Here is a 20,374-nt window from a genome sequence, read left to right as displayed (position 1 = left end):
GGATTGACGAATGGCGGCTTTGCATGCGGCGCGGATCTTTCGCGGCGGCAGGAACGAATGCCGCAACCGCCCGTTGTCCGATCAGAAGCAATCATGTTTCCAAAAAGGAGAATTCCCATGGGTAGCACGGCAGACAAAGCTTCCGGTAAAGCCAACGAAATCGCCGGCAAGGCGCGTCAGGGCGTCGGCGAAGCCATGAACGACGATTCGATGAAGGCAAAGGGTGCCGCCCAGGAAGCCAAGGGCGATGCCCAGCAGGCCAAGGGCGACGCCAAAGAGGCCGTCAAGAAGGTCGTCGACAAGGCCTGATTGCATGTCATGCGCCCGCAGCCCAACGGCTGCGGGCGTTTTCGTTCTTCTGTTTTAGACAGGCGGCTGTCTCGCCCGATCATCCTCAGCGCACCATGGCGCAGTCTGATCTACGCCGTTCGGTTCGTCATCCCTTTCTGAGGGACACGCCCCCTCCTGGGCGACGACCTCCAACAGCCCGCGTCTCAAAATCCCTACAGCCTAGTCCGATGCTTTCCAGTTTTTCCCGCCGCTCTGAGGCTGGCCGGCATCGTCCTGATGGTCGCCTTGTTCTGCTGGAAACCGGGAATCGCAGTCGGCTCTTCACCTCTTGCAGCCGGCGACAGGGGCCAGAGTTGCCTGGCGTTTGGTAAAGGACCGCGGAAGTCCGGCTCCTTTTCCAAGTCTGCAGACAATAACACGTAAAAGATCCGGACATTACATAGGGTTCGGAACCAATCCATGCCTGAAAAGGTTAGGTCGTACGGAGTTCACAATGCTCTAGCAGCTCGATTGCGAGCCGCGAAACTTGCCGCTGTAATCATCTCCGTACAGCGACGGCGACAGAGCCCATCTTTTTCCAAGGAGATTCCATGAATAAGTTTCTTACCACCACTGCCTTGACGCTGGTTCTTCTGGGCGGCAACGCCTATGCGGCCAATATGGCCCCGATGACGATGTACGAACAGCAGGCCACCGACATCCAGGCTTCCGATTTTATCGGAATGCGGATCTACGCGACCGAAAGCGAGATCGCCACCGATAAGGTCGTGGCAGCGGATGCCAACAAGGACTGGGACGACATCGGTGAGGTCAATGATGTGATCCTGAGCCGCGATGGTGCCGTCAAGGCCGTCATTCTCGGCGTTGGCGGTTTCCTCGGTATCGGTGAAAAGGACGTCGCCATTCCGATGGAAAGCGTCAAGTTCGTCAAGGACGGCGACGAGGCCGACGATTATTTCCTCGTCGTCAATGCCAACAAGCAGATGCTGACGGACGCCCCGGCCTATGAGGCTCCGGCAGAAAAGGGCGATGCCACGACAACGACGAAGACCGATGCCGGCATGACGGCACCTGCCGCCTCTGCAGACGGTACCGCGATGGTGCGTCCGGACGTCAAGCGCGATGGCTATCGCGATGCGGAGACCACCGAACTGACCTCGGAAAACCTGACCGGTGCCAAGGTCTACGGCGCGAAGGATGAAGACATCGGCGAAGTCGAAAAGCTGATCCTGAATGACGACGGTTCCGTCAAGCAGCTCGTCATGGACATTGGCGGTTTCCTCGGCATGGGCGAACACCGCATTGCCGTCGATCTCAGCGAAGTGGCAATCATGCGCGACGAGAAGGGCGATGACGTTCGCGTTTACATCGACTCGACCGAAGAGACGCTGAAGGCACAGCCGGCCTACGACGAAGGCTGATACCTGACGGCTACCCTTAAGCCGCGATAAGACGTGCCTGCGCAAGCCATCAGCTGCGCAGGCATTTTCGTTTGGGGAACATGGGACCGGCTTTGAGCTGTAACCCGGCGCGCGGCTCCTCCTCCATCGACAGAATGCCCCTTACGCACATGCATCAGAAATCCTCCGGCCAAATGGGGCGCCTACGCTTGCGCTGGATTTGCCGGGGTGATTGGCGGCGGCAGAGGGGCATTCTCGTCTCGATACCCCCGAATATTCAAGGGGTTGGTGCCGCCTGGCGTTGTCATGTTGCAACACCCGCGAGAGAGATTGCATTTGCGGGGCAGAATGCGCGCGCCGGCCTTCATAAAGCTTTGCTCAAACAGCGTTAAATAGGTAGCCATGTACTCAATTTCAGAGATTCTTCGGAGGCGTTGATGCGCAGACTTGCTCCTTTGCTCTTGGTGGCGCTCGCCGCCGCCGGATGTCGACCGGCCGATGGCCCGTCGAACGGGAGCATTCAGTCCGCGCATTTGCCGGGCGGCGGACAGAAGATTCCCGTCATCGAGCTCGCCGACGCGCCGTCGGGTGCTGCGAGCGCCTTTGCGCCGACCCCTTCGGATCTTGGAGCCGGCCTCAGCGCGCTGGGCGGCGGTGCCTATAACAGCGAGCGGCTGCGCCCGGGCGACGTGATCGACGTGACGGTGCTCGACACCGGCGAGGACGGCCTGTTCGCCTCGACCAACAGCAAGACGCTCAATCTCGGCCGCTTTACCGTCGACCAGAAGGGTTTTGTCAGCATGCCCTTCGTCGGTCGCCAGCGGGTGGCCGAATCGACGCCGACCGGGCTGGAACGGCAGATCGTCAGCGGCCTGAAGGGCACATCGGTCAATCCGCAGGCCGTCGTCACCATCGTCGACAAGCCCAGCAGCGCCGTCATCGTCAGCGGCGCGGTGAACGCGCCCGGCAAGATCCCGCTGACGGCCAAGCATGAAAAGGTGATGGACGCGATCGCCCAGGCCGGCGGTGCGTCCGGCAAGCCCGATGCCGTCGACGTCACCATCGTGCGCGGCAAGCGCCGTGCAACCGCCTCGCTGTCGCGCGTGATGAACGAGGACCGGCAGAACATCTATCTGCAGCCGGACGACCAGGTGATGGTCGAAGGCGGCGCCTCGACCTTTACCGCGCTCGGCGCGTTCAAGAGCGCCGGCGAGATCCAGTTCGAGGTCGGAAAGCTGTCGCTCGCCCAGGCCGTCGGCCGGGCCGGGGGCCTGCTCGACGATCGCGCCGATGCCGGCAATGTCTATGTCTTCCGCAACCAATATATCAAGGTGCCGGTACCGGCGGCCGTCAACGACAAGACGCCGACGGCAACCACCCTGCAGATGCGTCCGGTCATCTATCACGTCAACATGCGCAAGGCTTCCAGCATCGCGCTGATGCAGCTGTTCCAGATGCAGAAGGACGACGTGCTCTACGCGACCAATGCGCCGCTGGTCGACTACGCCAAGCTGTTCACGATCTACCAGAAGAGCGCGCCGACGGCCGCGGCACCCGCGCCTTCGCTCTAACGAGGCGGCCCTTCGGGGCTGCCGCTTCGCAGATGCTTCAGAGCCTGGCCCGCCGTCACACGCAGGCCGGGCTCTTTTTGCGTCATCCGGGAGGCCAGATCTACAAGGTCCGGCGCCTCCAAAGACTGGCGTTCGACCAGCCAGGCGATCACCTGTCCGGCGGCATGGATGTCACGGGCAGGGTCGGCGGGCGCCTCTGCCGTCTGTTCCGGCGCGCGGAAACCCGGCGTTCCGGCATCGGTGATACCAAGCGCGGCGTGGCTTTCGCCCTGCGCCAACCACAGCCCGAAATCGGCGATCCGCAACCGGCCGTCCTCGCCGAGCAGCAGGTTGGCGGGCGAGATGTCCGAATGCACGAGACCTGCCGCATGGAGCGTTTTCAGGCCGGAGAGCAGGTTGTCGATCAGCGAGCGGACGATCTGCAGCGGGATCGGCGGATCGGCCGCGAGGCCGGACAAGGCGACGCCGCGCCAGCGGCTGACAAGGGCGGGTCTCCCGTCATCGAGCCGCAATTGAAGCAGCGCGGTCACGAGATCGTCGGACGCCAGCAGACTGGCAATCTGCGCCTCGCGTGCCAGGCGGTCGCGCAGATGCTGCTCACTTGCGCGGTCGGCCCTCGGCGCCTTCAGGACGAAAATTTCGCCGGTATCGCGCTGGCGGACCTTCAGGATTTCATGGTCTGTTCCGAGATGCAGCATCTGTTCAAGACGGAAGGTGCCGGCGATCAATCCCCCCGGCTGTTCGCTCAGCCTTGCCGATGCGCGGTCGAAAGCGTCGCGGACACGCTCAATCATCCGGCGCTGGTCGGAAGGGCTGCCGGCCGATGCACGGATGACAGACCAGAGGTCTGCGAAAGCACCGGCGAGCGCCGCGTCGCGCTCTTTGCCTTCGCCGTTCAAGACCTGCCGTCCCCGCCCGCATCTTGCCGACCTGCGGCATCGTGCAGCGCCTCATGGCCGATCACCACGGCCGTGACATTGTCTCGGACGTCGGCAATCAGCGCCTCCTGGACAAGGCGTGCGGCGGCCTTGTCGAGCGGCGTGTCGATCAGGATCTCGGCGATCGCCCTTTCGCCGAGGCTTTTGACCAGCGGCTGGCTGCAGAGCAGCAGGCGGCCTTCGGGCGTGACCAAGCCCTCGACCGTCTCGGCGCGAAACTGGGCTTCCAGCCCGACCCCGCGTTGCCGGATCGGCCGGATACCGACCCCGACATGGTCGCGGGTGAGCGGCCGCATCGTGCCATGCTCGATCAGGTAGGCGCGGGCATCCCCCGCCCAGAGAAGCTGGAATTCACCGTCTTTCAGGCTCACCACCACAATGCTTGCCGCCGGCTGCCGGTCGTTCTCCTCGGCGCCGGTGCGCGGTAGCAGCAGGCTGTTGGCGGTGCCGAGCTTGCCGCGGATGTCGCGCAGCACCTGGTCCGCATTTTCGGCCGGGGCGACGCCGCCGAGCGTGCCGGCAATCAGATGGGCCGCCTCGACCGCCTTGGCGCCGTCGCCGATGCCGTCGATTACCGCAAACACGCCGCAGGCTTCGCTGGCAAAGACGCAATCGGCATTCGTCGTTTTCTGGGTGCCGGGATGCGAAGCCTGGCTGAAGCGCAGCGCAGCCGGAGGCTTTGGCCGGGCCGGGGCTTGCGGTGGCGCTGAGGTATCAGGGGGATCGCGGAGAGGCCTTGTTGGCCCGCCGGCCCGGGCGTCTCGGGCCGGTTTCGCGGCAGGCCCGTCCCTTGCCGCTGCGCCCAGATCGTCAGCGGCCTGCTTTTCCTTCTCGCCCTCGGCATCCTGAAACAATCGGAGAAAGTCGTTCGCACCGAGCGAGCCCTTGACCCGGATGCCGCGCGGGCGGCCCGTGTCCGGTTCGATGCACCAGATCAGGCTGGTCGGCTCCTGGCCGGTTGCTTCGCCGGCCCGTTCGTCGTCGGCGGGTCTGGGTAGCCGTAGCCGCCGCACCTGCTCGATGAAGTGATCGAGGTCGAAGTCGCGCGCCCGAGAGCTTTCCGCCAGCCCCTCGACGGCGGTGAACCACGGCAGGTCGCCGTAGAGCGTGCGGGGATGATCGTCGAAGCCGTGCAGCTTGGCGATCATCAGCAGCGGATAGTCGCGACCGACCCGGTCGCGGCTTGGAATGATCACGCCGGCATAGGTGCAGGGCCCCCACACACGCTTCTCGACGATGAAGCGCCAAGGCGGCGACCGGGTGAAGACCTGGCTCCAGCGTGGACCGAAATGGCTGGCTGCGGCCTGCATGCCGTCCTGCAGCCAGCCGTCGACCACCTCTATCAGGTCACGCTCCAGCGCGTCGGAGATGAAATCCCCGCGGCTCGGCAACTTGCCGAAAAAGCCGAGCTTGTCGGCCTCCGCGCCGCTGATCTGCTTCGTTGCCTTCATCTGCCCTGCCACTCAGAAATTGGCAGGGCAGGCGAAATTCGCCATGGCCGGCAGCTGGAACGGGTTGAGCACGGTGCCGAACTGCACATCGAACTCCGCCTTCTGTCCGCCGCCGTCGAAGGTGGCGCGGAACAGATCCTGGCCCTTGCGGGTGATCGTGGCATTGTCGAACAGGCGGAAGGGCGACCAGTCGCCACTTTCCGTATCCGCCTTCTGCCATCCGCCCGGCTGGAAGGCGATGCGCGACAGGTTGACCGGCGACTGCGCCGGCCAGTTGATCGACTTCGCCTGGATCGGGCCGTGGAAATAGACCACCCGTTCGCCCTCGATCTCCAGCATGACGGCATTCGAGCGATCGGAGAGCGACACCGGCTTGATGTTGATGCTGACCGAAGGATCGGTGCTGCCATTGGGGAAGAAGGCGCGGGTGATCTTGTCGGCGTTTTCGAACTGCGCCAGCGCCGCACTCTGCTCGCCCTTGGCGCCGAACGCGCCCTTCCATCGCCAGGGCGACTGGGTCTTGTCGACGAAGGGTGCCAGATGGCTGTCGAAGAAGCTGCGGAACACGCCCTCGGGACCGAACAGCCGGACGAAGTCGCTCATCGCCACGTCGCGCGTCGACTGGCGGTCGAAGGGATAGCGGCCGGGCACGATGCTTTCGCAAAGGCTCGCCCCGTCCGCCGTCCACTGGCTGTTGATGCCGGCACGGGCGGACTTTACCGCGAGCGAGCCGATATCGGCCGAAACCCCGGCGATCCAGATGTCGAGCGGTCCGGGCAGGGTGCGGGCCGCCTGCAGCAGGTCCTCGTTCGCTTCCGTAAGCTGGCTGTCGACATCGAAGATCTTGACGATTTCCGCAGCCGATGTCGACGCGCGCGACAGCTGGTCATGCAGCTTTCCGAGCTTCGGCAACAGCGCGTCGACCTGCGAGGCATTCGCGTCCGCCTCTTCGTCGCCGTCGGAGGTGGAAGGCGCAGCCGTTGCACCGGTCGGCGCCTCGAGTGCCGCGCGCAGCTTGCCATAGGGATCGGGCGCGGTGACCGTCGATGCCAGCAGTGTCGTCACCGTATCGCTGGTTGCGGCATCTCCGAGGCTTGCCAGATCCCCGGTGGCCGACAGTCTGAGATCCGTCGCTTCGGCGATCGAGCGTGCGGCGAGCCCGACGACATTCCGGTCGTTCGACAGGATACGGGTCGTCTCGGCCGCATCGGTGATCGAGTTCGACGGCTTCACCCTGATGTCGCTCAACAGGCCTGCCCAGCTCTTCTCGAACCGGTCGAAATAGATGTCGAGGGCAGCGCTTGCCACCTGGTCGACCGTCTGGCCGATCAGGCGATCGTCGGAGCCGCGCACCCATTCCTCCGAAAGCGCGGTGCGCGAGGCCTGCATGATGTCGGGCAGGACGACATCGCGGTAGCCGTTCGCGGTGAATATCCCTGAAAGCCCCTGCTGCAGCGGCGCGCCGGAAATGCGTTCGAACACCTTTTCACCGAGCGGGCCGAAGGCGGCACTGCCGTTCCAGCCGGGAAGATCCGCGGCGCGTCCGGACCCGGCCAGGATATCGAAGGCACGATTGGCGACGCTTTCGTCGGCGATCGTCTTGCGGGCCTTGTCGAGCAGATAGGGGTCGAGATCGACCGCCGGCAGGGTGGACTGGCTTGCCAGCGCCTCGGCATGGGCGGTCAGTTCCGCGCGCGCCACCTCGCGACCGGCGCCCGGATAGAGCCGTTCGAACATCGTGCGGGCCTGGTAGCCGACGAAGTCGCGGTCGACGGGTCCGAGCCCACCCAGCATGCCGTAGAGTTTCAGCGCGTTGAATGTGCGGGTGACGTCATTGGTCGCCTTCATGTCCTTCTGCAGCTGGACGATCATCCGCGGCAGAAGCAGGCTGTCGAGCGCCTTGTGATAGGCGACCATCTGGCGCGAGGCGATCTTGTCCCGCTGGTCGAGCCCGAAGCCGACATTCAGGATGCCCTTCCGGTCGAAATCGGTGTTGACCGCCTGCAGGTTGTCGAGCGCCGGCAGGATGCGCAGGAAATCGGAATCCGAGACGTCGCGCACGCGGATATCCTGGGCCAGGTTCTCATAGGCATCGATATGCTGTTCGGCCGCCGCCAGCGCGCGGTTGTTCTGCACATAGGTGACCACCCAGGACGCAAAGATCAGCGCCAGCACGGTGACGCCGGTGCCGTAGGCGAGACGCCGCAGCAGCATCTGACGCGACGACAGGCGGCGATCCCGCGACACCAGGGCCGCCTCGTTGAAGATCACCTCGCGGAACAGCCTTGTCAGGAAATAGCTCCGTCGCTGGCGCCCGGCGGTCGCCTCGGGCACGAATGCGTCGACCTGGGTGCCGGAGGCGAAGTAGACGCCGCGGATCAGCGGCGCTTCCAGCAGCTGGGAGCCGGCCGACAGTTCCGACAGGCTCTCGGTCAGCATTTCGCGCAGGCGCGACAGCTCGGCCGGGAAGCGGAAGATGCGTCCGCGCAGCTCGGCGTCCTGTTCCTGCTGCAGCCGTTCGAGCAGCATCGAATTGACCCGCTGCTGCAGGAGCGCGAACTCCTCCTCGAAGCGTCCGGGCAGGTCTTCCGCCTTGTAGCTTTCGTCGAGCTTGAAGGTCGTGCCCCAGACCTGTTCGCGGTCTGTCTTGCTGAAACCGTCGAAGAATTCGACGAAGCCGGGCAGCAGGTCTGCCTTGGTCAGGATGACGTAGACGGGGACCCGGGCGCCGAGAAACTCGTCGAGTTCCGACAGGCGCTGGCGGATCGCGCGCAATTCCTCGCGCTGCGCCTCGGGATCGCGGCTCATCAGGTCGCCGACCGACAACGTCACCAGCGCGCCGTTGATCGGCTGCGAACGCCTGTATCGCCGCAGCAGGCCGAGAAAGCCTTCCCAGCCGGCCTTGGCGGCGCCGCCGATATCGTCCTGCGTGGTATAGCGCCCGGCCGTGTCGATCAGGATCGCTTCCTCGGCGAACCACCAGTTGCAGTTTCTGGTGCCGCCGACGCCCTTGACGCCATTGCTGCCAAGGGCTTCGCCGAGTGGAAACTTCAGGCCGGAATTGGCAAGCGCGGTCGTCTTGCCCGACCCGGGCGCACCGAAGATCACATACCAGGGCAGGTCGTAAATATAGCCGAAACGCTTGCGCGTCACGCGCCGCAGCAGCGCCAGCGCTTCCTTCAGGCGCGTGTGGATCTCGCCCACTTCCGCCGCCTGGTTGGCGAGCGCCTCCTGCTCGATGCTCTGGACGAGTTCCTTGTCCTGTTTGCGGGCCCGCAGCGTCGAGACCACCATGTAGATGGCCCAGACCAGAAGGATGACCGCGATGGCGATCAGCCGGGCGGTCACGCTCTGCAGCGGCTTGAAGGTTCCGTAGCCGATCAGATAGCCGTAGAGCCAGATGACGACACACAGGGCCACCGCCCAGATCAGGGTCAGGAAACGGCGGCCGAGGATGCCGGCATAGCTGTCGACATAGGACCGTATAGAATAGAAATAACTGAGCGGGTTCACTGGTTACCGCCCTCCGTTGCCGGTTTTGCATCACCGCCCGTCTGGCTGTTCTGGATGGTGACGGGGTCGATGCCGTATTTGCTGAGGATCTCGTCCGGGTTGGTCAGAACCAGGATTTCGGTACGTCTGTTCATTTCCCGTCCTTCGGGCGTGTCATTGCTGGCGATCGGGTCGCTGTCGGCGCGGCCTTCCGTCAGGATGGCGTCGGTGCCGGTGAACTGCGAGAGGATCTCGCCGACGGCCTTGGCTCTCGCCTCGGAGAGGTGCCAGTTGGAAGGGAATTGCGCCGTCTTGATCGGCACATTGTCCGTGTAACCGGTGACCAGCGCGCGGAACTTGTCGGCCGCCAGCGCGCCGCCGATCCTGTCGAGCAGGTCGTGAAAGTCGTCCTTGACGACCGCACTGCCAGTATCGAACAGGCCGGAATTGTTGATCCGGATCTTCAGCTTGCCATTGGCGTCGGAGAGGCTGACGAGCTTGCGCTGCACTTCCGGCTGCAGGAAGGCGAGCAGATTGTCCAGCCGCGACGGTTTCGCCGGCGCTTCCACCCTCGGCGGCGGTGTTTGCGGCTTCTTCACTATCTCGACGGGGACTTTCGTGTCCTTCGGCGGCGCTTCGATATGCACGCTCGGTGTTTCGTGCGGCGGCAATGCTGCCAGCCGTTCATAGGTCTTGTCCGAGACGCCGTTGAGCGACAGCGTGAAGAAGAGATAGCCGAAGGCGAGGATCAGCGCGAGGATCGACAGGAAGGTCCAGAGGGCCACCACCGTCTTCAGCGGCTTGTGCTTGGCCTTCACCCCTTGCCAATGCGGCGACAGTTCCCGTTCGAACACCCCGTACTGGCCAAGCAGGGTCTTGTAGAGGCTGTCCCGGATCCGTGACAGTTCCAGCGCCCCACGGGGGGAGACCCGCGTGCGCCCCTCGAAGGCGAGCGACAGGGACAGATAGATCAGCAGCAGCAGATCCTTGTTGGCGCCGGGCGACTGATGAAAGTGATCGAGCAGGTCGAACACCCGGTCGCCACCGGTGACATCGTTGTGGAAGGTGGATACCAGGCCGGAACGCGCCCAGCCGGCGCGCACGCCCCAGGCCTTGCTCAGGACGACGTCGTCGACCGTGGCGCAGATGACATAATGCGCGGCGCGCGAGCGCTCCGGGCTGATCTGCGCAGACGCGAGGTCCCGCTCATAGCGCTTGACCGCGGCAAAGGAGACCCGTCGCAGCTCTTCCGGATCGGGTTCGCCGTCATTGTGCCTGAGGATATGCGCCAGATAGAGCAGGGGGGTGGCGGCGCCGACCAGGACCGGCACCTCGCTGTTATCAAGCCCGAAGCCGGCGATCATCGCCTCGATGGAGAAGCCGGAGGCGGTGCGCTCCGGCTCGCGCGCATCCATGACGTCGTCGAGCAGTTCGGCGATCTTGCGATCGGACTGGGCGCGCTTGCGCGTTTCCTCGGTGACTTCCACCACCGTCGGTTCGTCCTGCAAGGATGAAGACCGTTCTTTCGTCATTCTCTGAGGGCCCATAGTTCCATCTCGAGCCCGGGGAACTCGCCTGCAAGGTGCAGGGCGATCGCGCCCGAGGTCTCAAGCTGCTTCCAAAGCGGGGTTTTGGTGTCGAGTTCGAAATAGATCGTGCCGGAGCGGTAGGGCAGCTGGCGCGGCAGCACGGGCAGCGGCCGGACGGGAATGCCCGGCAGCGCCACGTTGACGAGTTCGGCGATGCGCTCAACCGGGCCGACCTTGATCTGCGACGGGAAGCTGCGGCGCACGTCTTCCGCCGACATGTCGGCGCGCACGGCAAGCACGAAGCCGGCATCCTGTAGCAGGCTGCGATCGTTGATCGTGCCGACCCGCACGCCGTGGCGCCGTTCGGCAAGGTCGATCTGGATGGCCGTCTGTTCCAGCACGGCAGACAGCGAGGTGCGCAGGCTGTCGAATACCGCGGCAAACGTCGCCTTCAGGTCGTCATGCTGGTAGGCGGGAAACGGGTCAGGCCGCTTGGTGTCGTCGGTAAAGGTCGCCAGTTCCCCTGCAAGCTGCAGGCAGTGCTCGTAGAACACGATCGGGTGGATGCGGGTCGCATTGGCCGACAGATGGTGCAGCAGCGGATCGGCACGATTGAGGATCTGCAGCAGCAGATAGTCGCCGACCTCGGCGGTGCCGCGGATCGAAGGGTCGCCGATCCGCTGGGCGACCGCATCGGCGCGGTGGCGCACGATGCCGAGCAGCTCGGTCAGCAGTTCGGCAAGCCGGCGGCTTGCCGCGCAATTGAGCGACGGGGCGATGAAGTTCTCGTCGATCACCACGGCGCGGTCGGATCGTACCTCGACGATCCGGGCGACGGCGATCAGCTCGTAGCCGCTCAGATCATCGCCCGAGGTCAGCAGCTTCAGATTGAGCCGGCCGACCGAGATCTGCGCCATGAAGTCGGTATCGACATTGGCGTCGGGCGCTTCGTATTCGGCCGCCAGCATGCGCGCGCCGCGACCGGCATTGGCCGCTTCCATGGCGATGTCGGCCTTGCCCGGCCGCCGCGCGGGAAGGGCGAGGTAGACGGTGGCATTCTTGACGCTTTCCTCCAGATCGATCGCGGCCGGCAGGTCGGCGCCTTCCGGGGCGTCGATCACCGTGCCGTCGGGCAGCAATCCCTGCAGGCTGGTCAGGCCGAACTTGCCGATGGCAAGCGCGCTGCGGTCGATGCCGAATTCGGCGACGCCCCAGGGATAGGGGGTCAGTGCCCGCGCCGTTGCGCCGACCAGGCGCTCGGTCCAACGGTCTGCCTGCTGGAAATGCTGGACCCGGAGGAACATGCCCTCGCTCCAGGCCACACGGTTCTCATGTTTCATCGGAGGATTTTTTCCCTGTCATGTCGGATTGCGCCCGCCGGTCGGCTTCCTCGGGATCGGGAAGCGCGCCATGGGCTGCCTGCTGTAGAAATCGTGTGACGTTCATCGTCTCGCCGGCGCTGTCGAACTGGGCCTTGTAGGAGTCCCAGTGGTTCGGCCTGAACAGGCGCTTCAGCGGATTGCCGGAGGCCTCCAGCCGCGCCTCGATGATGCGCGGTTCCAGCCGTCGTGTAGCCTCGCGCAGCATCGTCTCGAGCAGGCCGGCAAAGGCCTGCTGATCACGCGTGAGGGTCTCGATCCGTGCGGCCAGCCGATCCTCGGCCGACTGCGCGCCGGACTGCCTGTCTTCGGACCGTTCCATCGACAGCAGGGCGAAGACATCCTCGCTTGCGCGCTCCAGGGCCGAAACGGCGACCTTCAGGCGCCCGAGGTCCGGTGCCGCAACTTGGGCGGCAGTTGCCGCGGAGGTGGGGCCCGTGACAGCCGCGGCCGGGGATGCCTGCGGCTCCGGCTCGTCGGGGAACACATCCTCGAAGTCGTCTAGCACGGCCTTCTTCCGCCCGGCGGGGCGGGCTATCGCAACGGAGGCGCGGGTGGCCTCGACATGTTCGGTGCGGCTGCCGGCGTCCTCGTCCTCGAACCAGTTTTCGGGCAGCACGGCATCGCCGGCGCCGGGGACCGGCGGGCTGTCCCAGCCGACCTGGACCTGGCGCGAAATGCCGCCACGCTTGCGGCCGGTGTCCCTGACGCCGCCCGGACTGTCGTCGCCATCCTTGCGGCCGAGAATGCCGCGGGCCATCTGGCCGCCCGGCGCGACGTCCGCCAGGATGGAGGAAATCGTCAGCGTTTCGTCGGAGACACGCAGCGACGGCGCGGGATCCGGCATCTCTTCCGACTGTTCGCCGGAGATCCGCGCCGTCAGGTTGCGTGCACCGAGCGCGATCGTGCAGCCGTCGGTCAGCCGGGCGCCCTGACCCTCCTCAAGTATGCGGCCGTCTATGCGGGTGCCGTTGGCACTCCTGTCGACAAGCTCGTAGCCGTCGCGCACCCGCTGGATCACGCAATGGACCTTGGAAATCCGACGGTCGTCGACATCGACCTGCCAGTCGCAGTCCCGGGAGCGGCCGAGCGTACGCTTGCCGTGTTCCAGCACGAAGGGCGCGGGCCCCCTCGCACCGGTCTCGTCCTGGTAGCGGAGTTCGAGTTTCATGCCGTCCCTCCCGTCATCCAACCACCGCCAGCGCCTGGCTCTCGCGGACCACGGCTTCGCCGCTGTCCTCGGCGGCCGGTGCCACGCGTGCCCAGCTGTTCCAGCCGAGCCGCGTCGATTGCGGCCCGGACATCCGGCTCAGCGGAATCTCTGTCTTGCGCAGCACGACCTGCACATCGAACTGCAGGCCCGACCCGACGAACAGCCGCGCCAGGGCGCAGATCTCGCGCATGCGTTCGGTCCCGGGCGAGAGCGTCAGATAATCGTCGTAGCCGACCGGTCCGACGACGAGGCGAAAGCCGCTGCCAAGATCGCGAACGGCCTGACCGGCGACGCTGTCGACGCCGAGCCTCGGGGCGCCGAGCCCGCCCATGCGGCTGCGTTCACGCTCGGGAATGGTGATCCAGCGGGGCTGGAACATCGAGACCGCGATCGGCAAGCCGGTGAAATCCGAAAGCAGTGCCTCCAGGTTGACGGCATTGCGGGTGCGGTTGGCAAAGTGACCGGCATAGCGAAGCAGCGTCTCTTCCTCGACATTGCTTGTCTCGGTCAGGTTGGCCGTGCCGAAGCCCGTCAGCGACAGGAGGACCCTGGCAAACGTGTTTCCCTGCGCGCGCGGCTGCCAGCGGATGCGTCTGGCAATCCGGTATTTCTCGCCGGCGGCGACGAACAGGTCGGCAAAGCGTTCGGCAAACAGGGCAATGAAGCTCGACAGGCCGTGGGAACGGTTGCGTTCTTCCTTCAGGATCAGATCGTTGTAGCCCGGCGGCAGCGAGCCGAGCGCGCCGACAAGGGCGGAAAAGGTGGAGCGTAGCTCGACCTTGTCGCCACGGCGGCGGAAGCCGCTGACGGGGAGGGCGGCCGGGCGCACGTCGATATGCGGCATTCTCTGCAGCGCGTCGTCGCCTGCCAGCGTCTGGGCGATCCGGTAGGCGGTGGTCGGCTCGAACCGGCCCGGATCCTCCGCCAACAGGCTTGCAAGCGCTGCTTCGCCCGAGAGATCTTCATGTTTCATCGTCTCTCCCCCTTCATACGAGCGGCCGGCGGGCCGCTCTTGCGGGCCGCCGCAGCACGGCGCTGGACTGGCCGCGCATGGTCACGGTCAGCCGGGTGAAGGTGTTGATCGAGGTATAGAGCCCGAGGAAATGATCGAGCACGCTGCCGAACAGATAGGCCGCGGGCCGATCGATCACGGCGGGGTCGAATTCCATCGTGACATCGGTGCCCGGCACCATGGCCTGACCGATCAGGGCATGGGACGCCTTTGCCTCGATCCGGCTGATCGCCTCGGTGAGCCGTCGCGTCTCGGGCGCGTCGCGGAACGCGTAGAGGGCCATCAGGTCCTTGAAGGCATTGCCGCCATTGTCGAACAGCGACAGGTGGTTGAGCAGCAGATGCGATACGAGACGCCATTCGCGGTGGCTGCGCTGGTTGAGCCGGACCGACGGCGTCGGCGGAATGAGAGCCACGAGAGTGTCGACCGCATCGCTTCCAGAGGCCAGTTGCAGGCGCGGATGGCCGCCGCCGAAGGGCAGCTGTTCCGGCAGGTTGCGGTTGAGGCAGAGCGTGTCGACGCTGGCGACCATGTCGAGGGGACCGAGCGGGCCGCGCTCGCGATCGACAAAGGCGATGTTCGTGTCGGAGGTGCCGTCGTCATCGTCGAACCGGCGCTGCCCCTGCCACTGGACCTTGCCGCCGGCAATCGACGGGCGGCCGAAAAACGGCTGCGCCAGTTCCTCGCGGCCGTTTCGGGTCGTCAGGCGGACCGTCTCGATGCGATGCACCTCGCGGGTCTGATGGCGGCGGCCATCGGGGACCAGACGGTATTCGGTGCTGCTGCCGTCGATCGAGATCGGTTCGCAGGTCTGCCGGAACAGGTTGATCACCGGCGTTGCGTTGAGCACGAAGTCACTGGCCGAGACGCTGCGTTCAAGCTTGGCATTGCTCTCGTCTAGGTAGATGTAGAGTTCGCAGTCGCCACCGGGCCAGCGGTCGAGCCCGTCGATATCGAGAAACAGGAATTTCTGCGGCAGCGCGAAGAATTCGGTGAGCAGCCGGTAACCCTCGAAGCTTGTCGGCGGATAGGGCAGCATGGCCTCGTCATTGGCAAAGCCGCTGGCCTTCAGGCAGGCTGCCGGCAGGAAGACCGCGTTGGCATCCTGCGCGTGGCGGGCAAGGGCCAGTCCGACGCAATGATTGGTCAACAGCTCATGCAGCGCGGTCGCCTGCTGCCAGCTGGAACCGATGAAGAATTTCAGGCTTTTCAGCCCGATATCGGAGAAACTCTGCGGGCGTATCGCCGACAGTCGAAGCGACACCCTGAGGCAGCTGGCAACGCCGCCCCCGGGCAGCAGCGGCGCATCGATCGGCTGCGAGGCGAGGGCGGCTGACGCAATCTCGATCGGCGAGACCTCGGTCGCCTGCGTGGTGCGGAACCGGCAGGTCTCGCCGTTGACCGGCTCGGCGAGGATCTCGCTGTGACGCGGCACCGTCTGGACGGCCGCCAGCTGGGCGCTCGGCGTGAAGCGGACGATGCTCATCGACGGCAGTGGCGCCAGAAAATGCGGATAGAGGGTTTCGAGCAGGCTGTCGGTGAGCTCGGGGAATTCGTCGTCCAGCTTCTGGCGGATGCGCGCGGCGGAATAGGCAAAGCTCTGCACCAGCCGCTCGACATGCGGATCGTCGGCCTCGGCGCCGGACATCCGCAGCCGCCCGGCGATCTTGGGGAAGGCCTCTGCAAACCGCGTCGCGCGGCGGCGCAGCGCATGCAGTTCCTCGTTATAGCGCTCGAGAAAACCCTCAGCCATCGGATGCCTCCACCAGGAAGGACTGGGTCGACGGGTCGATGCGCGATTCGAAGCTGACCGGCGGCATGCCCTCATGCAGCCGGAAGCTGCCGCGGATGCGCATCCGCAGCGACCGTTCGCCCTGGCCGTTGTTCTTTAGGATCGACACCTGGACGTCGCGAAGCCGGGTCTCGAACAGGGCGATGCGGCGCTCGATGTTGCGGGCGAGGCGCTGCTTGGATTCGTCCGACACGAGACTGGCCGCGACGAAGCCGTCGACGCCGTAGGAGACCAGCGCATCGCTCAGGTCGGCATAGGCCTTGGGCGGTGCAACCGGCCGCCGCCTCGTGTTCAACAGGGCCTCGATGTCGCGGCGAATGATCTCGCGCATCTCGCGCACCTGCTCAGACAGCGGCAGCTGCGGATCGGCGTCGAGATCGGGCGAATCGTCGAGCAGCCGGTCGAGGACCGAGCGCGAGACGACCCGTTCGCGCGGGCGGAACCGGTCGAGCGGATCAACCATTGGCGGCCTTCCTGCCACCCCCGGCCGCAGCCTTTGCATCGGCGCAGGCAAGGCTGGTCAGTTCGTGGAAGGGCATGGCGTCGTCGCCCGCCAGCAGGCAGCGCTGGCCGTGGCCGATCGTCAGACCGCCGGGAGCCTCGCTGAAGTCGGTCTCGCGACCGAGGCGCAGGCTCGGCGTGTCGTCCTTGCGCGCGGGATAGAGTGCCGGGATCAGAACCGTGGCGGAGGAGCCGTCAAGCAGGCTGAGTTCCGCTTCCCGGAAGGCGAGGTCGCGCGGCCGGCGCATCGGCGCAAGGCTCAGCGCTGCGATCTTGGCATAGTCGATCCACAGATAGGCGCCGCCGTTCGTCAACACTTCAAGCGCATGCGGGATGCGGTCGTCGAGGTCGCGGATATCGCCAACGGGATTGCCGTTCCACACCATCGGCTGTTCGCCGCGCCTCTCGTCCAGCTCCTCGATCAGCGCCCTCGTCTCTGCGCCATCGCCGCTCTGCAGGGCGATGCCTATCCTGATCGCCAGCTGGTCCAGTTCGGAGGGGCCGCCCGGAAAGGCCGGCACGGCGGCCTCTGCAAACCACGCCTCGCGTGCCGCGATGCCGCGCAGTTGCCGGCGCATCATGCCGAAGCCGACGACATCCTCCGGCGAAAAGGTGGAGGCGAGATTGCACTGCGTGTCGGCGCGGGCGAAATCGCCCGACAGGATCAGCAGGTCGATATAGAGATTGCGGGCGTCCCTGTCGCCCGGCTTCAGCTTGACGCGCTCCTGGGCGAGCGCCAGCGCTTCGGGCAGGGCATCGTTTTCCAGCAGTTCGGCGGGGGTGGGGGCGTCGGTCATGCGGATATCCTCTTGCGGTCGGCTCCACCCGCGTCTGCCGCGCCGCCATTGGCGGGCGTCTCGGCGATCAGGTGGAAGCTCGTGGAAACATCGTCCAGCTGGAAATGCGGTTGCAGGCGGACGGTACAATTGTAGGTGCCGGGCTTGCCGGGCGCCTCGAAGACGCTGACGCCGGCAGAGCGCAGCGGATAGCGCGCTCTCAGCGATATCTCGGCGTCCTCGTTGCCGAGGGTGTATTTCGACAGCCAGTCTTCCAGCTTTCGCTGGATCTGCGGGGCGGTCGACAGCTGGCCGATGTCGTCGCGCATGATCACCTTCAGATAATGCGAGAAGCGGGAGGCGCAGAGCACATATTGCAGCATCGCGGCCAGCCGGGCGTTCTGGCGGGCACTTTCGGTCGCGTAGTGGGCCGGCGCGTGCAGCGACTGGTTGGCGTTGAAGATCGCCGAGGAGGACATATAGGTGGAGGAGACCGGGATGACGCCGAGTTCGGAGAACTGCTCTTCCTGCCGCTTCGTCAGCCGGGCTTCGACCGGCGGCTGGCTGGACAGGCCCTCGCTCTCGATGCCGAAATCGAGCGGCGGCAATTCGTCGGTGGACAGCATGCCGCCATCGATCTCGTCCTGGGTGACGCCGCGGATATCGGCAAACCAGCCGCTTTCGAGGAAATTGCGGATGACCACGAGCGCAAAGGCAAAGGCGCCGTTGCCCCAGAGAAGCGTATCGCCCTTTTCGCCGATTTCCTCGCGAAACGGAAAGCCGTCCTGGCGGTGGCGGGAATAGGCCTCGTGCGGCGGCCGCATCAGGACGCGCGGCGCGACAAGGCCGATGAAGCGGGCATCGTCGCGGTTCCTGAGGCTGAGCCAGCGCAGATAGGATTTATCCTGGCGCACGCCGAGCAGATCCTGCACGCGCGCCAGTTCGCCGTAGTCGGCAAGGCCGAGCACCCGCGGCGAGGCGGCGCCGACAAACGGGCAGAAGGCGGCGGCCGCCACCATGGCCACCTGGGTCAGGGTGCCGATCGGATCGACGCCGCTGTCGGCCTTGGTCTCGAATTCGTAGTCGCCGATCATCATGCCGATCGGCTCGCCGCCGGGCATGCCGAACTCCCGGTTGTAGACGAGCTCGAACAGGTGGCTCTGGTCGAAATCGGTGGCCCGCTCCATGCTGCGGGCAAGCTCGTGCCAGCTGACGCTCAGCACCTTGATCTTGACGTCGCTGGCGCTGGAAGAGGCACGCACCAGCATGGCCAGGCCGCGCCAGCGCGCTTCCATCGCCTGGAATTCCGGATGGTGGAGGACAGCATTGACCTGCCGATTGATCTTGCGATCGATCAGCGCAATCAGACGGTCGATATCGCCACGAGCCGATGCATGGGTGCCGGTTGTCATTTGGAATTACCCCCAGAAAGCATTCGCAGACCGCCTGTAACGGCCGTCTGCGAATGCTCATGTTGCGATGATCAGGTCTTCGACGGGATCCGGGCGACCATGCGCAGCGATGTGGTCAATTCCTCCATCTGCAGCCAGGGGCGCATCCAGGCGACCGCATTGTAGGAACCCGGCTTGCCCGGGATTTCCTGCACGGTGACCTTGGCGTCGCGCAAAGGATAGCGGGCGCGGGATTCCTCGCCGGCATCGTCATTGGCGTTGACATAGCTTGCAATCCAGCGGTTCAGCCAGACTTCGCAATCCTTCGCCTCCATGAACGAGCCGATCTTGTCGCGACCCATGACCTTCAGGTAGTGGGCAAAGCGCGACGTGGCCATCATGTAGGGCAGGCGCGCCGAGACGGCCGCGTTGGCGGTCGCTTCTGGCTTGTCGTAAAGCTTCGGCTTGTGCGTCGTCTGGGCGCCGAAGAATACGGCATAGTCGGTATGCTTGTAGTGGCAGAGCGGCAGGAAGCCGAGCTTGCCGAGTTCGGCATCGCGACGGTCGGTGATGCCGACTTCGGTCGGGCATTTGAGGTCAAGGTCGCCATCGTCGGAGCGGAATACGTGCATCGGCAGGTTTTCCACCTTGCCGCCGTTTTCGGCGCCCCGGATCGCCGTGCACCAGCCGCTCTTGGCGAAGGCTTCGGTCAGCCGCGTGCCCATGACATAGGCGGCGTTCATCCAGGTATAGTCGTTGTGAGCGAGTTCGCCGTTCTTGGCATCGACCGTTTCGTCATAGACGAATTCGTCGATCGGATTGGTCTGCGGGCCGTAGGGCATGCGGGCCAGAACGCGCGGCAAGGCAAGCGTGACGAAGCGCGAATCTTCCGATTCGCGGAAGCTGCGCCATTTGGCGTATTCCACCGTCTCGAAGATCTTCTCCAGATCGCGCGGACGCGACAGGCCGCGATAGTCCTCGAAGCCGAACATCTGCGGGCTTGCGGCCGAGATGAACGGGGCAAAGGCAGCAGCCGCGATCGACGAGGTGCCCTGCAGCAGCTGGATGTCGTCGAACGAACTGTCGAATTCATAGTCGCCGATCAGCGCGCCCATCGGCTCGCCGCCCGGCGTGCCGAACTCTTCCTCGTAGATCGACTTGAACAGCCGGGACTGGTCGAATTCCACCGCCTTGGCCAGATCGCGCGACAGTTCGCGCTTGGTGGCGTTCAACACGCGGATCTTCAGATTGGCGCTGGTTTCGCTGTTCTTCACCAGGTAGTGCAGGCCACGCCAGGTGCCCTCCAGCTTGGTGAATTCCGGCGCCTGCATGATTGCGGCCAGTTGCCGGGAGATCGTGCGGTCGAGTTCGTCGATCGCGTTGTTGATGGTAACCGTCAGGTTGCGGTCATACTTGACCGTTCCCTTCAGGGCCTGGTCCGTCAACGTGCGCAGCAGGTTGTGCGCGCGGTCGGGCTCGGTCTGCTTGGTGGCCGCGATGACCTTGGTCAGCAGGTTCTCGTTTTCAGAGACCGCTGCCGATCCTTCGCTTTTCAGCATGCTTTCGGCACTCATGTGCTTTTCCTTCCAAATTGGGGCGGGCCTGCGAGGTCTCCCTCGCTCAGGCCGTCGTCGCGCC

General features: G+C 65.1%; 15 protein-coding genes. 3 read left to right on the top strand and 12 right to left on the bottom strand.

Annotated features, from left to right (window positions below; all coding sequences use genetic code 11):
• The first annotated feature begins 117 nt into the window (after nucleotides 1-117).
• The 3 genes from J2Z17_RS24360 to J2Z17_RS24350 all read left to right on the top strand — a co-directional run bounded on the left by J2Z17_RS24360 (nucleotide 118) and on the right by J2Z17_RS24350 (nucleotide 3,262).
• Nucleotides 118-309, top strand: coding sequence for a CsbD family protein (locus J2Z17_RS24360; protein ID WP_209949321.1), 192 nt, complete (start codon nucleotides 118-120; stop codon nucleotides 307-309).
• Between the two features lie 572 nt (nucleotides 310-881).
• Nucleotides 882-1,712 carry a PRC-barrel domain-containing protein gene (locus J2Z17_RS24355; protein ID WP_209949319.1) on the top strand — a complete coding sequence of 277 codons (831 nt, stop codon included), beginning with the start codon at nucleotides 882-884 and terminating at the stop codon, nucleotides 1,710-1,712.
• Between the two features lie 416 nt (nucleotides 1,713-2,128).
• Nucleotides 2,129-3,262 (top strand): polysaccharide biosynthesis/export family protein, encoded by a 1,134-nt coding sequence (locus J2Z17_RS24350; RefSeq protein WP_209949317.1) that lies wholly within the window; start codon nucleotides 2,129-2,131, stop codon nucleotides 3,260-3,262.
• Here J2Z17_RS24350 and J2Z17_RS24345 read toward each other — a convergent pair.
• From J2Z17_RS24345 to tssC (J2Z17_RS24290), 12 genes are all read right to left on the bottom strand, one after another.
• The gene (locus J2Z17_RS24345) at nucleotides 3,259-4,161 is read right to left on the bottom strand and encodes a protein kinase domain-containing protein (RefSeq protein WP_209949315.1); all 903 of its coding nucleotides are present in this window, start codon (nucleotides 4,159-4,161) and stop codon (nucleotides 3,259-3,261) included. The two genes, J2Z17_RS24350 and J2Z17_RS24345, sit on opposite strands and share 4 nt — an antisense overlap.
• A complete protein-coding gene (tagF, locus tag J2Z17_RS24340; protein ID WP_209949313.1) occupies nucleotides 4,158-5,651 on the bottom strand; it encodes a type VI secretion system-associated protein TagF in 1,494 nt (497 codons plus the stop codon). Before tagF ends, J2Z17_RS24345 begins: the two co-directional genes overlap by 4 nt.
• 12 nt (nucleotides 5,652-5,663) lie before the next feature.
• A complete protein-coding gene (gene tssM / locus J2Z17_RS24335; protein WP_209949311.1) occupies nucleotides 5,664-9,164 on the bottom strand; it encodes a type VI secretion system membrane subunit TssM in 3,501 nt (1,166 codons plus the stop codon).
• The gene (tssL, locus tag J2Z17_RS24330) at nucleotides 9,161-10,675 is read right to left on the bottom strand and encodes a type VI secretion system protein TssL, long form (RefSeq protein ID WP_209949309.1); all 1,515 of its coding nucleotides are present in this window, start codon (nucleotides 10,673-10,675) and stop codon (nucleotides 9,161-9,163) included. Before tssL ends, tssM begins: the two co-directional genes overlap by 4 nt.
• A complete protein-coding gene (tssK, locus tag J2Z17_RS24325) occupies nucleotides 10,672-12,012 on the bottom strand; it encodes a type VI secretion system baseplate subunit TssK (RefSeq protein WP_209949307.1) in 1,341 nt (446 codons plus the stop codon). Before tssK ends, tssL begins: the two co-directional genes overlap by 4 nt.
• The gene (locus J2Z17_RS24320) at nucleotides 12,002-13,222 is read right to left on the bottom strand and encodes an FHA domain-containing protein (RefSeq protein WP_209949305.1); all 1,221 of its coding nucleotides are present in this window, start codon (nucleotides 13,220-13,222) and stop codon (nucleotides 12,002-12,004) included. The genes tssK and J2Z17_RS24320 overlap by 11 nt, the downstream gene beginning before the upstream one ends.
• Before the next feature lie 13 nt (nucleotides 13,223-13,235).
• The gene (tssG, locus tag J2Z17_RS24315) at nucleotides 13,236-14,237 is read right to left on the bottom strand and encodes a type VI secretion system baseplate subunit TssG (protein ID WP_209949303.1); all 1,002 of its coding nucleotides are present in this window, start codon (nucleotides 14,235-14,237) and stop codon (nucleotides 13,236-13,238) included.
• Between the two features lie 13 nt (nucleotides 14,238-14,250).
• Nucleotides 14,251-16,029, bottom strand: coding sequence for a type VI secretion system baseplate subunit TssF (gene tssF, locus J2Z17_RS24310; RefSeq protein WP_209949301.1), 1,779 nt, complete (start codon nucleotides 16,027-16,029; stop codon nucleotides 14,251-14,253).
• Nucleotides 16,022-16,531, bottom strand: coding sequence for a type VI secretion system baseplate subunit TssE (tssE, locus tag J2Z17_RS24305; protein ID WP_209949299.1), 510 nt, complete (start codon nucleotides 16,529-16,531; stop codon nucleotides 16,022-16,024). Before tssE ends, tssF begins: the two co-directional genes overlap by 8 nt.
• Complete coding sequence (locus tag J2Z17_RS24300; protein WP_209949296.1) at nucleotides 16,524-17,366, bottom strand: type VI secretion system accessory protein TagJ; 843 nt, start codon at nucleotides 17,364-17,366, stop codon at nucleotides 16,524-16,526. Before J2Z17_RS24300 ends, tssE begins: the two co-directional genes overlap by 8 nt.
• Nucleotides 17,363-18,757, bottom strand: coding sequence for a type VI secretion system contractile sheath large subunit (tssC, locus tag J2Z17_RS24295; protein ID WP_209949294.1), 1,395 nt, complete (start codon nucleotides 18,755-18,757; stop codon nucleotides 17,363-17,365). The genes J2Z17_RS24300 and tssC (J2Z17_RS24295) overlap by 4 nt, the downstream gene beginning before the upstream one ends.
• A gap of 71 nt (nucleotides 18,758-18,828) precedes the next feature.
• Entirely contained in the window at nucleotides 18,829-20,310 is a 1,482-nt protein-coding gene (gene tssC, locus J2Z17_RS24290; protein WP_209949292.1) for a type VI secretion system contractile sheath large subunit, read from the bottom strand.
• Nucleotides 20,311-20,374: the final 64 nt, after the last annotated feature.

It is taken from the genome of Heterorhizobium halophytocola, assembly GCF_017873095.1.
Lineage (GTDB): Bacteria > Pseudomonadota > Alphaproteobacteria > Rhizobiales > Rhizobiaceae > Allorhizobium > Allorhizobium halophytocola.
The sequence above is the reverse complement of the archived record's forward strand: the minus strand, read 5'-3'. Positions and strand labels throughout refer to the sequence as shown.

What these genes read in the sequence shown, in the direction of transcription:
- J2Z17_RS24360 (WP_209949321.1), top strand. Translation starts at nt 118, where the DNA reads ATGGGTAGCACGGCAGACAAAGCTTCCGGTAAAGCCAACGAAATCGCC.
- J2Z17_RS24355 (WP_209949319.1), top strand. Translation starts at nt 882, where the DNA reads ATGAATAAGTTTCTTACCACCACTGCCTTGACGCTGGTTCTTCTGGGC.
- J2Z17_RS24350 (WP_209949317.1), top strand. Translation starts at nt 2,129, where the DNA reads ATGCGCAGACTTGCTCCTTTGCTCTTGGTGGCGCTCGCCGCCGCCGGA.
- tagF (WP_209949313.1), bottom strand. Translation starts at nt 5,651, where the DNA reads ATGAAGGCAACGAAGCAGATCAGCGGCGCGGAGGCCGACAAGCTCGGC.
- tssL (WP_209949309.1), bottom strand. Translation starts at nt 10,675, where the DNA reads ATGACGAAAGAACGGTCTTCATCCTTGCAGGACGAACCGACGGTGGTG.
- tssK (WP_209949307.1), bottom strand. Translation starts at nt 12,012, where the DNA reads ATGAAACATGAGAACCGTGTGGCCTGGAGCGAGGGCATGTTCCTCCGG.
- J2Z17_RS24320 (WP_209949305.1), bottom strand. Translation starts at nt 13,222, where the DNA reads ATGAAACTCGAACTCCGCTACCAGGACGAGACCGGTGCGAGGGGGCCC.
- tssG (WP_209949303.1), bottom strand. Translation starts at nt 14,237, where the DNA reads ATGAAACATGAAGATCTCTCGGGCGAAGCAGCGCTTGCAAGCCTGTTG.
- tssF (WP_209949301.1), bottom strand. Translation starts at nt 16,029, where the DNA reads ATGGCTGAGGGTTTTCTCGAGCGCTATAACGAGGAACTGCATGCGCTG.
- tssE (WP_209949299.1), bottom strand. Translation starts at nt 16,531, where the DNA reads ATGGTTGATCCGCTCGACCGGTTCCGCCCGCGCGAACGGGTCGTCTCG.
- J2Z17_RS24300 (WP_209949296.1), bottom strand. Translation starts at nt 17,366, where the DNA reads ATGACCGACGCCCCCACCCCCGCCGAACTGCTGGAAAACGATGCCCTG.
- tssC (WP_209949294.1), bottom strand. Translation starts at nt 18,757, where the DNA reads ATGACAACCGGCACCCATGCATCGGCTCGTGGCGATATCGACCGTCTG.
- tssC (WP_209949292.1), bottom strand. Translation starts at nt 20,310, where the DNA reads ATGAGTGCCGAAAGCATGCTGAAAAGCGAAGGATCGGCAGCGGTCTCT.